Below are 16000 nucleotides of genomic sequence, written 5' to 3'. Positions count from 1 at the left end.
TGGTTCTACCGCCCGCCTGCTCCCTCAGAACCCGACGCGCAGGTTGATCTGCCCGCCGACATCGCGGCGGCCATCGCCATGCTGGCCCTGCACGAACATCGACAGCTGGCTGTTGCGGCCGAGGCCGACCGCCACACCCACCTGGCTGACCAGGGCATTGCGTGCCATCACCGCGCTGTAGACATCGAAGGCGTCGCCGCCCACCGCGAAGCGGTTGCGGCTGGCCACATCGGTGTCACCCGAGGCGTGCTGCCAGCCCAGGCCGACCGTGAGCTGCGCCGGGAAGCGCTCGCCGCTGCCCACGTCCCAGCGCCCACGCACGCCCACGGTGCTGACATTGAGCGTGTCCTTGCCGCCTTCCAGCACCAGTGCCGCGCTGCCGCCCTGCTCCACCGCACGATCGCTGTCGACCCAGTGCTTGGTGAACTGCACATAGGGCTGCAGCTGGGTCCTGCCGTGGGTCCATGTCCAGCTGCCTTCCACCTGGGCGATGGTCACATCCGAATCCTGGCGGCTGTACAGGGTCTGGCCCAACAACGGCACTTCACGCGTGGTGCGCGTCCGGTAGTCACCGCGCGACACGCTGCCGCCAACCGCGAAGCCGTTGTTCCACTGTCCCTGTGCATACAGGCCGAACGTGTGGCCACGCAGGCGGGCCCGCGAGCTGCGATCATACAGCCGCGTATCCAGCCGTTCGTTGCCGGCCGCTGCACCCAGCACCATATGCTCGCCCAGCTGCCAGTCGACACCGGCCATCAGCGCATTGCGATTGGCGCGGATCTCGTCGCCATTGCCGTCGCCATCCTGCCTGAACACCTTGCCGCTGCCGGCCAACCAGGCCGAAGCGCGCTCGCCACGCACGGTCGGCAACTCGCTGCCGAGTCGCTGGCGGATGCCTTCTTCCAGGTAGTTGTCGTACAGCAGCACCGCGCGGCTGGCCGCGTGCACTTCACCAGAGAGCTGGTCGAACGCGCTGCGCGCAGTGCCGGCGTCATAGATCAGCACCGTGTTGTACAAGCCCAGCGCCGCGCCACTCTGCGGCAGGCTGTCCAGCGCCGCGGCGGTGTTGTACTGGTTGCGCGTGTTGGCCACGGTGGTGAACGCTGCGGTCTGCGCCACGTCGATCTGCAGGTTGGCCGTGTTGGCGGTGTAGACCGGGGTGATGGTCAGGAAGGCCGACGGCGAGGTTGCCGAGGCGAACTGCCCACTCACGCCACCGCCCGCATTGACCACCGTGTACTGCTGGCCCTGCTGGTAGCTGGTGCTCGGCGAAATGGTATTCACCCGCACGGTGCTGCCGCCCACATTCGCGCTGCCGCCGACCTGCACCGCGTCGCTACCGGTGGCGCCCAGGTCGATGCCCAGCGTGCTGCCCGGTGACAGGTTCAGATTGCCGCCCACCGTGATCGTGCCGGTGCCGTTGCCTGCACCACCGCCATTGCCCGGGCCATTGCCCGGCGACAGCACGCCGCCGCTGGACACCGTCACGCCACCGCCGGTACCCCCGATGGTGCCGGTGCCGGACAGGGTCGTGCCGCTGCCGATGGTCCACTGTCCGCCGATGTTGCCGGTGACATTCAGGCCGCCGCCGGTGACCTGGCCGGTGCCGCTGAAGCCACCACTGTTGCCGCCCAGATTCAGCGTGCCCGGGCCGGCCTGCACGATGCTGCCACCGCCGGTGATGCTGCCGCCAAGCGTGGTGGTGCCACCGGTGTTGATGACCAGGCCGCCGTTGTTGGTGATGTTGCCGATGATCGCGCCGCTGGCCCCACCGTTGCCGACCTGCACGGTGCCGCCGGCATTGATGGTGGTACCCCCGGTGTAGGTGTTGTTGCCGGTCAGCGTGAGGGTGCCGGTGCCGGCCTGGGTCAGGCCGCCACTGCCGCTGATGGTGCCGCCCACCGTGGTGTTGCCGCCGACGTTGAACACGAGGCTGCCGTTGTTGGCAACGTTGCCGGTGATCGCACCGCTGGCGCCACCATCGCCGACCTGCAGCGTGCCGCCGGTGTTGATGGTGGTGCCGCCGGTATAGGTGTTGTTGCCGGCCAGGATCACGGTGCCGGTGCCCGCCTGGGTCAGGCCACCGCTGCCGCTGATGGCGCCGCCGACGGTGGTGTTGCCGCCCACGTTGAACACCAGGCTGCCGTTATTGGTGACGCTGCCGCCGATCGCACCGGTGGCGCCGCCATTACCCACCTGCAGCGTGCCACCCGTGTTGATGGTGGTCGGGCCGGTATAGGTGTTGTTGCCGGTCAAGGTCAGCGTACCGCTGCCGGCCTGGGTCAGGCCGCCACTGCCGCTGATGGTGCCGCCCAGCGTGGTATCGCCCGCCAGGTTGGACACCAGCGTGCCGTTGTTGGTGACATCACCGACGATTGAGCCCGTTGCCCCGCCATTGCCCAGCTGCAGCGTACTGCCGGCGTTGATGGTCGTGCCGCCGGTATAGGTGTTGGTCCCGGTCAGCAGCAGCGTACCGCTGCCCGCCTGGGTCAGGCCGCCGCTGCCACTGATGGTGCCGCCCAGCGCGGTGTTGCCGGCCACGTTGGAAATCAACGCGCCATTGTTGGTGATGTCGCCAGCGATGGCGCCGGTCGCGCCGCCGTTGCCCACCTGCAGCGTGCCGCCGGTATTGATGGTGGTCCCGCCGGTGTAGGTATTGTTGCCCACCAGGGTCAGCACACCGCTACCGGCCTGGGTCAGGCCACCACTGCCGCTGATCGCACCGCCGACCGTGGTGTTGCCCGCAACGTCGAACACCAGGCTGCCGTTGTTGGCAACGTTGCCGGTGATCGCGCCGGTCGCACCGCCATTGCCCACCTGCAACGTGCCACCGGCATTGATGGTGGTGCCGCCGGTATAGGTGTTGTCGCCGGTCAGGGTCAGCGTGCCGCTGCCGGCCTGGGTCAGGCCGCCACTGCCGCTGATGGTGCCACCGAGCGTGGTGTTGCCGGCCACGTTGGATACCAGCGCGCCGTTGTTGGTGATGTCGCCGACGATCGCGCCGGTCGCACCGCCGTTGCCGATCTGCAATGTGCCACCGGCATTGATGGTGGTACCGCCGGTGTAGGTGTTGTTGCCGGTCAGCACCAGCGTGCCGCTGCCGGCCTGGGTCAGGCTGCCACTGCCGCCGACTACACCGCCCACGGTTGCCGTGGTGCCGAGGTTGTAGACCAGGCTGCCGTTGTTGGTGATGTCGCCCAGCACCGAACCGGTGCTGCCGCCGTTGCCGATCTGCAGCGTACTGCCACCGTTGATGCTGGTGCCTCCGGTATAGGTGTTGTCGCCGCTCAGGGTCAGCGTGCCGGTACCGCTCTGCACCAGGCCGCCGGTACCACTGAGCACGCCGGCGAAGGTCGTGCTGCCGTTGTTGCCGCCGGTAGTCAGGGTTGCACCGCCCAGCACCACGCTGGAACCGGTCACGCCAGCGAGGCCTCCGATGCTCTGGCTGCCACCGGCACTGATATCCAGCGTACCGGCACCGGCCAGGTTGACCGTGCTGGCACCGGACAGGCTGCCACCGGCCGCCACCGCCAGCGTGCCACTGTTGATGGTGGTGGCACCGGTATAGGTACTCGCACCGCCGAGGGTGACCGTCGCCGCGCCATCCTTCAGCAGGCCGCCAGCGCCGCTGATCGGGCCGTTCAAGGTCAGTGCGTTGCTGCCGCCCAGAGTCAGCGTGCCGCTGGCCAGCTGCACGGTGTTGGCCAGCGTCAGCGCGCTGGTGCCATCCAGGCTGGCGTTGCCGCCTACGGTCAGCGCACCGGTTCCCAGCGAACCGTCGTTGCCCAGTAGCAGGCCACCGGCATTGAGGGTCACGCCGCCCGTGAAGACGTTGACGCCAGTCAAGCCCTGGATGCCTGCGCCGTTCTTTACCAGCCCCCCTGCACCTCCGATGGTGCCGGCGAAAGTGGTATTGCCCACGCCATTGAGGGTCAGCGTGCTGCCACCCAACGCCACTGAAGAGCCTGCCACGCCTGCCAGCGAACCGATCGCCTGCGCGCCCCCCGCACTGATGTCGAAGGTGGTACCGGCGTTGGCCAGATTCACCGCACCCGTCGCAGCGAGGCTGCCACCGGCGCCGATCGCCAGCGTGCCGGCGTTGATGGTGGTGCCACCGGTGAAGGTGTTGGTGCCGGTCAACGTCTGGGTACCGGAGCCTTCCTTGATCAGCCCACCGGAGCCGGCCACCGAGCCACTGAACGTGCCATTGGTGGCGTCTCCGATCGTCAGCGTGTTGGCGCCCAGATTCACCGTGCCGTTGCCGATCAGGGTACCGAACTGCTGCGTGCCGCTGCCTGCCGACAGATCGAAGGTCGCCCCCGAGGCCAGGTTGACGATGCCACTGGCGTACAGGCTCGCGCCCGCACCCAGTGCCAGCGTACCAGCGTTGATGTTGGTGCCGCCGGTATAGGTGTTGGTGCCATTCAAGGTCAGCGTCGCGGCACCCTCCTTGGTCAGGCTGCCGGTACCACTCAGGTTGCCGTTGAGGGTGAGGTTGTTGCTGCCCAGGACGGTCAACGCGTTGCTGAGGATGAAGTTGTTGCCGAGGATGACCGCAGTGTTCGAATCGAGCGTCGCAGCGCCTCCGACCGTCACCGTACCGGTGCCCAGCGCAGCATTGTTGCCGACCACCAGGCCACCGGCGTTGAGCGCCACGCCACCGCTGAAAGTGTTGGCGCCATTGAGCGTCTGCACGCCCGCACCGTTCTTGATCAGGCCGCCACTGCCGCCGATCACACCGCTGAAGGTGCTGTCCACGGTGCCGCCCAGGGTCAGTGTGCTGCCGCCCAGCGCCACCGTGCTGCCTGCAACGCCGGCCAGCGAACCGATGGCCTGGTTACCCGCGGAGATGTCGAGCGTGCCCGCACCGGCCAGGTTCACCGCACCGGTTGCGGCGAGGCTGCCACCGGCACCGATTGCCAGTGTGCCGCTGTTGATGGTGGTCCCCCCGGTGTAGGTGTTGGCACCGCTCAGGGTTACGGTGGCCGCACCGTCCTTGATCAGTCCGCCCGTGCCGGAAATCACGCCCCCCAGCGTCAGCGCCTGGCTGCCGAGCAGATCGAGGCTGGCACCCGCTGCCAGCCCGATGTTGTTGGCAAGGCTGACGCCGGTCGTTGCATCCAGCGTTGCGTTGCTTCCGACCGTCAACGCGCCGCTGCCGAGCGCAGCGCTGTTGCCGACCACCAGGCCACCGCCATTCAGTGCAACGCCACCACTGAACAGATTGGCGCCACCCAGCGTGAGGATGCCGGCGCCATTCTTGACCAGGCCACCGGTGCCGGAAATCGCGCCATCGAAGAGGCTGTTGCCCACACCACCGAGTATCAGCGTCTGTGCCCCCAGGCTCACCGTCGAGCCGGCCACGCCGTTCAACGATCCGATGGTCTGGTTGGCACCTGCGGTGGAGATGTCGAAGCCGGTGCCCGCAGCGCTCAGCGTCACCGCGCCGGTCGCGGCCAGGCTGCCGCCCGGACCAATCGCCAGCGTGCCAGCGTTGATGAAGGTGCCGCCGGTGTAGGTGTTGGCACCGGTCAGCGTTTCGATGCCCGCGCCCACCTTGGTCAGGCCACCGGTGCCTGCGATCGAGCCACTGAAGGTGCCATCGGTGGCGCCGCCGACCTCGAGCGAGTTGGCACCGAGGTTCACCGTACCATTGCCGACCAGCGTGCCGAACTGCTGCGTGCCGCTGCCGGCAGACAGATCCAGCGTGGCACCCGTGGCGAGGTTCACGGTACCGCTCGCCGCCAGGCTGGCACCGGCCCCCAGCGCCAGCGTGCCGACATTGATGTTGGTGCCACCGGTATAGGTGTTGGCGCCGTTCAAGGTCAGCGTCGCGCTGCCATTCTTGGTGAGGCTGCCGGCCCCGGACAGGACGCCGTTGAGCGTCAGTGCATTGGTCCCGAGCACGGTCAGCCCGGCGTTGAGCGCGATGTTGTTGGCCAGCGTTGCCAGGCCGGTGGTATCCAGCGTGGCGGCACCACCAACGGTCAATGCACCGGTGCCCAACGCCGCATCATTGCCAAGCACCAGTCCGCCCGCGTTGAGCGTTACGCCGCCGCCAAACGTGTTGGCACCGGACAGCGTCTGTACGCCCGCGCCTGCTTTGATCAGACCGCCGCCGCCACTGATCACGCCATCGAACGCGGCGTTGCCGGCCGTACCGAAGGTGAGCGAATTGCCGCCCAGCGCCAGGGTGCTGCCACCCGCACCGTTGAGCGCGCCGATGGTCTGGCTGCTGCCGGCACCGGAAATATCAAAGCCAGCGCCTGCACCCAACGTGACATCACCCGCTGCAGCAAGGCTGCCGCCCGCGCCCAGCGCCAACGTGCCGGCATTGATGGTGGTACCGCCGCTGTAGGTGTTGGCACCGGACAGCGTCAGCGTGGTGGCACCATTCTTGACCAGGCTGCCATTGCCGCCGACCACGCCCGACAGCGTCAGCGCATTGCTGCCCGGCAACGTCAGTACGACGCCCGAGCCCAGCGTGACCGCATTGCCGAGTGTCACTGCCGCGCCCGCGTCCAGCGTGGTGCTGGCATTCACCGCCAGCGCGCCGGTACCGAGCGCACCATTCGCACCGACCACCAGGCCACCGCCGTTCAAGGTCAGGCCGCCATCGAAGGTATTGGTGTTGTTGAGGGTCAGCAGGCCCGCACCGTTCTTGATCAGGCTGCCATTGCCGGCCACCACGCCACCGAGGGTGAGATCGTTGCTGCCGCCCAGGGTCAGCTGCGTACCGGCACCGAAGTTCACTGCGTTGGCCAGGTTCAGCGCCACGGTGCTGTCCAGCGTGGTCGTGCCACCAATGCCCAGTGCACCGGTACCGAGTGCGCTGGCGTTGCCGAGAATCAGGCCACCGTCGTTGAGTGCAAGGCCACCACTGAAAGTATTGGCACCGGACAGCGTCTGTACGCCCGCGCCTGCCTTGATCAGGCCGCCGGTACCATCGATCACGCCGGCAAAGCTGCCACTGCTGGCGCCGCCAAAGGTCAACGACTGCGCGCCCAGCACCAGCTGGCTGCCTGCCACGCCGTTCAGCGCGCCGATGGTCTGCGCCGCACCGGCTGCGGAGATGTCCAGCGTCGCACCGGCACCGGCAAGATCCACCGCACCGGCCGCGGCAAGACTGCCGCCCGCCCCCAGCGCTAGCGTGCCGGCGTTGATGGTGGTGCCACCGGTGTAGAGGTTGGCGCCGGACAGAGTGAGGCGGGTCGCGCCGTCCTTGATCAGCCCACCGGCACCGAATACCGGACCGGTGAGCGTCAGGTCATTGCCGCCCAGCACGGAGAGATTCGCACCGGCGGCCAGGCCGATGAGGTTGCCTACGGTGAGTGCAGACGTTGCATCCAGCGAAGCGTTACCGCCCACGTCCAGCTGGCCGGTACCCAGTGCCTGCGCATTGCCCAGCTGCAGCAGGCCCGCGTTGAGGCCGACACCCCCGCTGAAGGTGTTGGCTCCATTCAACGCCAGCGTGGCCGTACCATTCTTGACCAGGCTGCCAGTGCCACTGATGAGACCGCCCAGTGACACGTCCTGGCTGCCCAGCAGATCCAGCGCCGCGCCTGCCCCGAGGTTGACGTTGTTGGCGAGGTTCAGCGCTGCTGAACTGTCCAGCGTGGCAGTGGCGCCCACCGACAGTGCACCGGTGCCCAGTGCGCCGGCGTTCCCCAGGAACACGCCGCCGCCGTTGACGGTGAGCCCACCACCGAAGCTGTTGGCGCCGTTGAGGGTCAACGTGCTGGCACCGTTCTTCACCAGCCTGCCGGTACCGGACACCACGCCACCCAGCGTGATCGCCTGCGAGCCCGGCAACGACAGCGCCGCACCCGCGCCCAGGTCAACATTGTTGGTCAGGCTCAACGGGGCGCTGCCATCGAGCGTGACGTTGCCGCCGATGCCCAGTACTCCAGTACCGAGCGCGCCGCTGTTGCCCAGCAGCAGGCTGCCGGCGTTTGCGTTCAGTCCACCGCTGAAAGTGTTGGTGCCGTTCAAGGTCAGTGTCGACGCGCCATTCTTGACCAGGCTGCCGGTGCCAGTGATGTTGCCGCCCAGGGTCAGGTCCTGGCTGCCCGGCAGGGTCAGGGCCGCGCCGAGGTTGATCGCATTGCCCAGGTTCAGCGCCGCAGTGGCGTCCAGCGAGCCGTTGCCACTGACCGTCAGCGCACCGCTTCCCAGCGCACCGGCGTTGCCCAGCACCAGGCCACCGGCCGCAAGATTCACCCCACCGCTGAAGGTATTGGCACCGGTCAGCGTCTGCACGCCGGTACCCTGCTTGATCAGCCCACCGGTGCCGCCGATCACGCCGGCGAAGGTCTGGTTGGTGGCATCACCGAAGGTGAGCGTGCTGCTGCCCAGCGCCAGGGTGCTGCCCGCCACACCGGACAATGCACCGATGGTCTGGTTGCCACCCAGCGAGATATCCAGTGCGCTGCCAGCGCCGGCCAGGCTGACCGCGCCGGTCGCCGCCAGGCTGCCACCACTGGCCAATGCCACCGTTCCGGCATTTACCGCCAGTCCACCAGTGAACGTGTTCGCGCCGCCCAACGTCAGCGTGGCAGCGCCGTTCTTGACCAGGCTGCCGCCCCCACCAATGACACCCCCCAGCGTCAGCGCATTCGAGCCCAGCACATTGAGCGAACCACCGGCGCCAAGCGTGATGCCATTGCCCACGGCGAGCCCGGCGCTGGCGTCGAGCGATACCGCGCCGCCGACGTTCAGTGCCCCGGTTCCCAGTGCACCGCCGTTGCCCAGCACCAGGCTGCCCGCGTTGAGTGCCAGACCACCGCCGAACGTATTGGCGCCGTTGAGGGTCAGCGACGATGCACCATCCTTGATCAGGCCGCCAGCGCCGCTGATCACCCCGTTGAAAGTGAGCGCCTGCCCGCCAAGCAGATTCAGGCTGGCACCCGATCCGAGGCTGACAGCATTGGTCAGCGCCAGCGCCGTGGTGCCGTCGAAGGTGGTGTTGCCGCCGACAGAGAGCGTACCGCTGCCCAGCGCGGCGGCATTGCCCAGCAACAAGCCACCGGCGTTGAGCGCAACACCGCCCGTGAGGCTGTTGACGCCCGACAGGGTCTGCACACCGGTGCCGAGCTTGATCAGGCCGCCGGTGCCTGCGGCGAACGTGCCGCTGTAGCTGGTATTGCCCAGCCCGCCCAGGGTCAGGGTGTGACTGCCGAGGTTGACCGAACCGCCAAGCCCGGCCAGCGAGCCGATGGTCTGGTCGGCCGCCGCCGAAAGATCCAGGCTGGTGCCGACGCCCAGCGTGATCGCGCCGGTGGGCGACAGGCTGCCGCCCGCGCCCAGCGCCAACGCGCCCCCGGCCAGGTTGAAGCTGCCGCTCAGCGAATTGGCACCGTTCAAGGTCAGCGTGCCGGCACCGTTCTTGGTCACGTTGCCGGCACCGGATATCGAGCCACTCAATGTCAGCGCATTGCTGCCCAGCAGGTTCAGCGAGCCCCCGCCATTGACCACCAGGTTGTTGCCCAGGGTGAAGCCTGCCGTCGTATCCAGCGAGGCGCTGCCACCGACGGTCAGGTTGCCGCTGCCGAGTGCACCGGCATTGCCCAGCAGCAGGCCGCCGGCATTGAGGTTGACGCCCCCGGAGAACAGGTTTGCGCCGCCGAGAGTAACAATGCCGGTGTTGTTCACCGTCAGCCCACCAGCGCCTGAAAGCACGCCATTCAAGCCGAACGCATTGGTCCCGGCCAGGGATAGATTGCCGCCGAGGTTGAACGCATTGGCCAGATTCAGACCGGCCGTGGAGGATGCGATGGCACCGCCGTTGGCCGTGAACAGCCCGGTGCCGAATGAACCGGCATTGTTGAAATTGACCAGGCCATCATTGAGCGTCGTCGGGCCGGATGCGCCCCATGCGCCCTGCAGGTTCCAGGTACCGCTGTTGACGGTGAGCTTCTGGAAGTTGAGGTACTGGTTCCAGCCCAGTGTGGTCACCGCTCCGCCGGTGCCTGACCCGGGACCGGCGGAACTGTTCTGCAGCACCAGCGCGTTGTTGCCCGCACCGCTGCCGGTACCCGCGTCGACCGTTCCCGCTGCCGCAACCTTCACCCCGGTAACACCCGTAATCACGCCGGCAAGGGCGGTGCCACCGCCGGCCACAACGCTGGAACCCGACACTGCGGTGAAGGTATTGCCGCCGGTTGAATCACCCAGGTGAACGCTGCCACTGACCGCCCCTGCATTGAGGAACGTATTACCGCCAGAAGCGCCCAGGCCGACACGCCCGTCGATGGTGCCGATGTTGGTCACATTGGCTGCCGCACCACCGTAGGTCACCACCGTGGTCGCGTCGGAAACGCTGCCTGCGCCGATCAACGACGTGCTGATCAGGCCGGCGTTGTTGATGGTGGTGGTGCCGTTGACGTTCTGTGCCACCAGCGCCTGTCCACCGAAGCCCAGCAGCGTTGCGATGTTGACGACACCCTTGATCTGTCCACTGGCGTTGTTGTTGACGACGATCGCGCTGTTGTTGGCAGAACCATTGCCGATGACCAGGCCGGGCGAGGCAAGGACGATCGAGCTCGGATCGATCGTGCCATTGTTGTTGACCGTCACGTTGTCGCCGGTCAGCGTTGCTGCGTTGCCTCCACCAACGATCGGCGGCGTACGCAGCAATGCACCCGCAGCGATGTTCAGCGTGAGGCCGTTGGTCGCGTTGGAGTAATTGTTGATGGTGGTGGTGCTGTCGCAGTTTACGGTCGTGGTACCCGTACACGCCGCGAATGCCGATCCACTGGCCAGTGTGGCGGCCAATGCCGCCGCCAGCTGGTGCGTCCGCAATCGCGGTATCCGCCCTGCGCTGACCGCGCTTCCCCCGAGATTCAGGGCGACCTCCGAAGCAACCTGCATTACCCCAAGGGCACGATTGAAAACCAGACGGTAAATGCGGTTCATCGGTAAATCTCCATGAAAAGACCGGATGGCACAGCTGGCAGGTTTTTTTGGAGACAATGCGGGCCACCCCTGCTCCCGATACGGGAACAAGGCCTGAAGGCATTAACTCCTTAAAATCTTCACATCTTCACCTGATCGCACCCAGGGACAGGTACGTCAGCGTGTCCCTCAAGGCGAAAACTCCCCGATTTCGCCCGACGAATGGCGGCACTGTGCGACCGGCGGTGCCAGCGGCATGTGAATCGCGCGCGTTATTTTCATGACGCACGTCAAATAAAAGAGGCCAGCAGAATGGTTTTGCCGAAAATGCATATCGCTGTATGTGGCGGGGAATCCATCCCCGCCATGAGTAAATAATTCAGCTACTGGAGAGTTTCATCAGCACCAGGCCGGAAACAATCAGCACCGCTGCACCGATCCGCATCGGGCTGACCTGCTCACCCAGGAACACGATGCCGACCACGAACGCGCCGACCGCGCCGATGCCGGTCCAGATCGTATAGGCGGTGCCCAGCGGCAGGCTGCGCATGGCCACCGCCAGCAGCCAGAAGCTGGCGATCATGCCGATGATCGTGACCACGGTGGGGGTGAGCCGGGTGAAGCCTTCGGACTGCTTCATGGATACGGCCCAGACGATTTCCAGCAGGCCGGCAAACAATAGATAGATCCAGGCCATGACGGCCCTCCTCTTGGTAGGGCCAGGCCGTCCTGGTCTTTGATTCCCAATGTGGGGGAGGTCGTTCCTCCTAGCCGGCATTCTAGCAACGGGGGCCACGCCCGGCCGCCGTGGCCAGGAACGGGTTACAGCCGGTTCAGTGCGTGAAGCTGGCGTCGATGGCCCGGCCTGCGCTAGAATGAGGGCCTGCCATCGGTAATCCGATGTGCGGTCCGGCTGTGGTCTCCAGCGCATCGCGCGCTGCTTCCCCTGATCCGTGAACTGGCCGCCCACCGGGCGGCCAACGTCTCTATGGTGGCCCCGTCGGCCCCTCGCGACGCTAGGTCGAAAACCCCGCCAGGGCCGGAAGGCAGCAACGGTATCGATCGACGCGGGCGCCGAGGCCAGCCGGCGGGGCCACCGCCTTTTCCGGCGACGCCCTCGCCTCTGGTAGATGCCAACCCTGGTTGGCGCCCTTTGCCGGGCATGGCCCCGCGCTACTACCGCGCGCGCTCCAGCGCCTCCAGTTCGGCGGCCAGCGCCGCATCGGCGGGCTGGCCGGTCCTGCTCACGGCGGATCCTGCACCAGTACGTGCGGCGCGGTCGGGTCGGCCAGCGGCACGCACTGCCCCGGCTGCGCCACGCGGTGCCCGCGCGCGGCCAGCGCCTGGCCATCGGCCACGCTGGCGTAGTGGTAGAGCATCATCCGCGCCTGCAGTTCGATGCTGTACTCACGCTCCAGGTCGTCCACGCCCGTGTGTGACGGGTTGCCGTGCAGGCCGCAGTCGTGGGCGATCAGTTCGTTGTCGTTGGCGTAGCGCGCCAGCATCTCCGGAATCGGCCGGGTATCGCCGCTCCAGGTCAGCGCGCCCTGCAGGCGCAGGCCATAGGCCGTCTCCGGCCAGTGATGGCGCACCGGAAACACCTCCAGGCGCACCCCCTCATGCCAGAACGCCTCGCCCACCACGATCAGGTGGAAGGCATCCCAGAAATTCGCACCGCCCTCGGCCAGCACGTTCGGATAGTCACCAATGCGCTTGTGCAGCAGCGGCACCACCGTGGCAGGCACGTACAGGCGCACCTTGCCGCGCCGGTTCGCATTGAAGAAAGTGTCCACGAACAGGCGCTCGAAGCCGGCCACATGGTCCAGGTGCACATGGGTGACGAACAGCGCCTGCGGCATCTGCCCGTAGTGCGCCTTGAACGCGGTGAGGCCTTCACCGCCGCAATCGATGGTCAGCCACGGGCGACCACCGCGCTCGATCACCGACATCGGCGATCCCAGCTCGACCGCCGACGCGTTGCCGACGCCGAGGAAACGCAACGACCAGTCCATCAGGTGCCCCGGTTCCAGGCCATGTCATAGGCACGGCGCAGCCGTGCGTAGTCCTTCTGCACATCTTCCACGCTGCGCTCGCCGCGCAGCTTGATCAGCGAGCGCAGCAACCGCTTGAGGTTGCGTTCGCGCCAGCCGGTGGCCGGGATGCGGATCACCCCACGGTCGAAATCGATCAGCCAGCCATGGCCACTGCCATCGAACAGGATGTTGTGCGCGTTGAGGTCGGCATGGTCCAGGCCGGCACGGTGGAAACGGGCGATCAGCCGCCCGGTCTCCTCCCAGGGCGCGCCCCGGCCCGCAACCAGTGCGCGGTCGGCCAGCGAGCGCACGCCCTCGATCCGTTCCATCAGGATCGCGGCCCGGTAGCGCAGGCCCTCGCGCATGTAGAACGCGGCGATCGGCCGTGGCACCGGCAACTTCTTCTCGCGCAGCGCGCGCATCAAGCGGAATTCGGCGAAGCTGCGGGTCCGGTCCGAGCCGCGCCAGAGGTACTGGTCGAGGCTGATCCGGGCCGCCATGCCGCCGCGCAGGTAGTGGCGCAGCACGCTGGCACCGAACGGCGCATCGACGAACCAGGCGCTGCCGCGGCCGCCCTCGCCCACCGGGCGGGCCTTGCTGCCCCAGTGCTTGGGCGAGAACAGGCCAATATCGGCTTGCCGCAGCCGCTCGCGGTCGAACAGAATGGCCCCGATGCCGCGACCCTCGCGGCATGGCGTCAGCGCTTCATTGGCGTCGAATGCGACCATTTCATTGAGTCTAACAACACATGGCATCAGCGTCCTCCTCCTTGTGCCTCCTGCGCCTGTCCGCACTCGGCGACGTCACCCACGTGGTGCCCCTGGTGCGCACCCTGCAGGCTGCGCGCCCGGACACGCCGATCCACTGGATCATCGACAAGGTTGGCCACAAGCTGCTTGGCGGCCTGCCCGGCGTCACCTTCCATGCCTACGACAAGAAGAGCGGCATGGCCGGGGTCAAGGAACTGCGCAGGCAACTGCCACCGGGGCGCTTTGAAGCGCTGTTGCAGATGCAGGTCGCGTTCCGCGCCAACCTGCTGTCGGCCTTCATTCCGGCCGAGCGCCGCATCGGATACGACCGCAGCCGCTCCAAGGACCTGCACGGGCTCTTCATCAACGAGCGTATTCCCGATCGCCCCGGCATCCACGTGCTGGATGCCATCGGCAGCTTCTGCGAGCCGCTGGGCCTGCGCCAGACCGAAGTCAGCTGGGATCTGGCCGTGCCGCCGTCTGCCTTCGAGTGGGCCGCCGCGCAGTGGCAGGACGACGGCCGCCCGGTGCTGATGATCTCACCCTGTTCCAGCCACGTGCGCCGCAACTGGTACGCCGACCGCTACGCCGCGGTGGCCAACCATGCCGTCCAGCGCGGTTGGCGGGTGGTGCTGTGCGGTGGCCGCAGCGAACTGGAGCGCCACATGGCCGATGCGATCCAAGCGCAGCTGCAGACGCCGGCACTGGACCTGGTCGGCAAGGACACGCTCAAGCAGCTGCCCGCCCTACTGGCCCGCGCCAACCTGGTGATGACCCCGGACTCGGGCCCGATGCACATCGCCAACGCAATGGGCACCAAGGTGCTGGGACTGCATGCGGCCAGCAACCCGAACCGTAGTGGCCCGTACTCGGACCGCCGCTACTGCGTGGACCGCTACGACGACGCAGCGCGCAAGTACCTGGCCAAGCAGGCCACCGATCTGAAGTGGGGCACCAAGATCGAATTCGACGATGTGATGGAACTGATTACCGTCGAAGACGGTATCGCCGCCTTCGAACGCTACGTCGCCGACCACCTGGGGTGAGCGGCGGACTGCCCGGGATCACGTGCGCTGCGCGTAATCCTGATAGGACTTCTCTTCCACGTACGCCGAACCCAGCGCCAGGTTGATCGCCTTCTTGATGCGTGCGCGTTCGTCGTTGCGCAGGTAGACGCTGCGCGCCAGGTCGATGAAGCCCTGGTCGAACGCCTGCGCCTTCTCCTTCAGCCGGATGTCGTCCTCGATGTCCCAGAGCTGCTCGTTGACCGCCTTCAGCTCGGCACGCAGCCTGGCGATGTCCTTCACCGCGGCCGGGTGTGCCATCCAGGTCTGCTCCAGCGCCGACAGCTCCCTACGCACATTGGCCAGCTTGCCCTCGTCGCTGATGCGCTCGGACTTGATCTGCAGGATCGAGATCTTGTCCAGCAGCTCTCCGAAAGAAACGGGGACGAGGATTTCAGCGGTCATCGGGGAAAGCTCCAGCAGGTGATGCGTACATGGTAACCCGCAGCGTCCGCACGGATATCCCAGGTAGATCCACGCCATGCGTGGATGAGCCTGCCAGCAGGAACAGCATCCACGCACCGCGCGGATCTCCCGTGATGCATCTGGAGGACCAAGCCCCTCTGTTGAGGGGCTGCCCCGACAGGGGCGGGGAGAGGCCAGCAAAGGGAGGGGCCCACACGTTGCGCAGCAACGTGTGGGGCGACGCGCGCAAAGCGCGTCGTGTCCCGCGCCAGATCAGGACATGGTCACTACGCCGCAATTCCCGATGTGCATCCACGCATGGCGTGGATTCACGGAGGCATCTGGTGGAACAAGCCCCTCTGTTGAGGGGCTGCCCCGACAGGGGCGGGGAGAGGCCCGCAAAGGGAGGGGCCCACGCGTTGCACAGCAACGTGTGGGGCGACGCGCGCAAAGCGCGTCGTGTTCCGCGCCGGATCAGGACATGGTCACTGCGCCGCAAATCCCGATGTGCATCCATCCATGGCGTGGATTCACGGAGGCATCTGGTGAAACAAGCCCCTCTGTTGAGGGGCTGCCCCGACAGGGGCGGGGAGAGGCCGGCAAAGGGAGGGGCCCACGCGTTGCACAGCAACGTGTGGGGCGACGCGCGCAGAGCGCGTCGCGTCCCGCGCCAGATAAAGAAAAAGGGCTGCCTTTCGGCAGCCCTTTTTCTTTATCTGGCGGAGAGGGGGGGATTGTCGGGTGCATCCATGCACCCGCCCCTTCCGCGCTACGCGCTCCAGGGCCAGCCTACGGCTGTCCGGTTCTGCTCCTGCAGAACCGTCGAACCCCGTCGGGGGTTCTCATCCCCCCGCAT

General features: G+C 66.9%; 6 protein-coding genes and 1 other RNA gene. 2 read left to right on the top strand and 5 right to left on the bottom strand.

Annotated elements, in window-relative coordinates:
• Positions 1–24: 24 nt before the first annotated feature.
• Positions 25–10914, bottom strand: a complete 10890-nt coding sequence (locus AC5P8U_RS13605) for an autotransporter-associated beta strand repeat-containing protein (RefSeq protein ID WP_495214203.1) — start codon at positions 10912–10914, stop codon at positions 25–27.
• A 358-nt stretch (positions 10915–11272) separates the two neighbouring features.
• Positions 11273–11590 carry a DMT family transporter gene (locus tag AC5P8U_RS13600; protein WP_005415486.1) on the bottom strand — a complete coding sequence of 106 codons (318 nt, stop codon included), beginning with the start codon at positions 11588–11590 and terminating at the stop codon, positions 11273–11275.
• Positions 11591–11890: 300 nt separating this feature from the next.
• Here AC5P8U_RS13600 and ffs point away from each other — a divergent pair.
• Positions 11891–11981: signal recognition particle sRNA small type (gene ffs, locus AC5P8U_RS13595), an RNA gene on the top strand.
• Between the two features lie 156 nt (positions 11982–12137).
• Here ffs and AC5P8U_RS13590 read toward each other — a convergent pair.
• Both AC5P8U_RS13590 and AC5P8U_RS13585 read right to left on the bottom strand, forming a co-directional pair.
• Positions 12138–12905 carry an MBL fold metallo-hydrolase gene (locus AC5P8U_RS13590; RefSeq protein WP_227836582.1) on the bottom strand — a complete coding sequence of 256 codons (768 nt, stop codon included), beginning with the start codon at positions 12903–12905 and terminating at the stop codon, positions 12138–12140.
• Positions 12905–13654 (bottom strand): 3-deoxy-D-manno-octulosonic acid kinase, encoded by a 750-nt coding sequence (locus tag AC5P8U_RS13585; RefSeq protein WP_111007459.1) that lies wholly within the window; start codon positions 13652–13654, stop codon positions 12905–12907. The genes AC5P8U_RS13590 and AC5P8U_RS13585 overlap by 1 nt, the downstream gene beginning before the upstream one ends.
• Positions 13655–13674: 20 nt before the next feature.
• On the opposite strand from AC5P8U_RS13585, the gene AC5P8U_RS13580 reads away from it, so the two are divergent.
• Complete coding sequence (locus AC5P8U_RS13580; protein WP_111007460.1) at positions 13675–14721, top strand: glycosyltransferase family 9 protein; 1047 nt, start codon at positions 13675–13677, stop codon at positions 14719–14721.
• Between the two features lie 18 nt (positions 14722–14739).
• On the opposite strand, the gene AC5P8U_RS13575 is transcribed toward AC5P8U_RS13580, so the two are convergent.
• Positions 14740–15144, bottom strand: a complete 405-nt coding sequence (locus tag AC5P8U_RS13575; RefSeq protein ID WP_061479957.1) for a DUF6165 family protein — start codon at positions 15142–15144, stop codon at positions 14740–14742.
• Positions 15145–16000 lie beyond the last annotated feature (856 nt).

The organism is Stenotrophomonas sp. YJH_SMC_81 (assembly GCF_059370875.1).
Note: the sequence above shows the minus strand (reverse complement) of the source record. Positions and strands in the feature narration are given on the sequence as shown.

Excerpts from the sequence above, each read along its gene's own strand:
- AC5P8U_RS13580 (WP_111007460.1), top strand. The coding sequence starts at position 13,675 with ATGGCATCAGCGTCCTCCTCCTTGTGCCTCCTGCGCCTGTCCGCACTC.
- AC5P8U_RS13575 (WP_061479957.1), bottom strand. The coding sequence starts at position 15,144 with ATGACCGCTGAAATCCTCGTCCCCGTTTCTTTCGGAGAGCTGCTGGAC.
- AC5P8U_RS13590 (WP_227836582.1), bottom strand. The coding sequence starts at position 12,905 with ATGGACTGGTCGTTGCGTTTCCTCGGCGTCGGCAACGCGTCGGCGGTC.
- AC5P8U_RS13600 (WP_005415486.1), bottom strand. The coding sequence starts at position 11,590 with ATGGCCTGGATCTATCTATTGTTTGCCGGCCTGCTGGAAATCGTCTGG.
- AC5P8U_RS13585 (WP_111007459.1), bottom strand. The coding sequence starts at position 13,654 with ATGGTCGCATTCGACGCCAATGAAGCGCTGACGCCATGCCGCGAGGGT.
- AC5P8U_RS13605 (WP_495214203.1), bottom strand. The coding sequence starts at position 10,914 with ATGAACCGCATTTACCGTCTGGTTTTCAATCGTGCCCTTGGGGTAATG.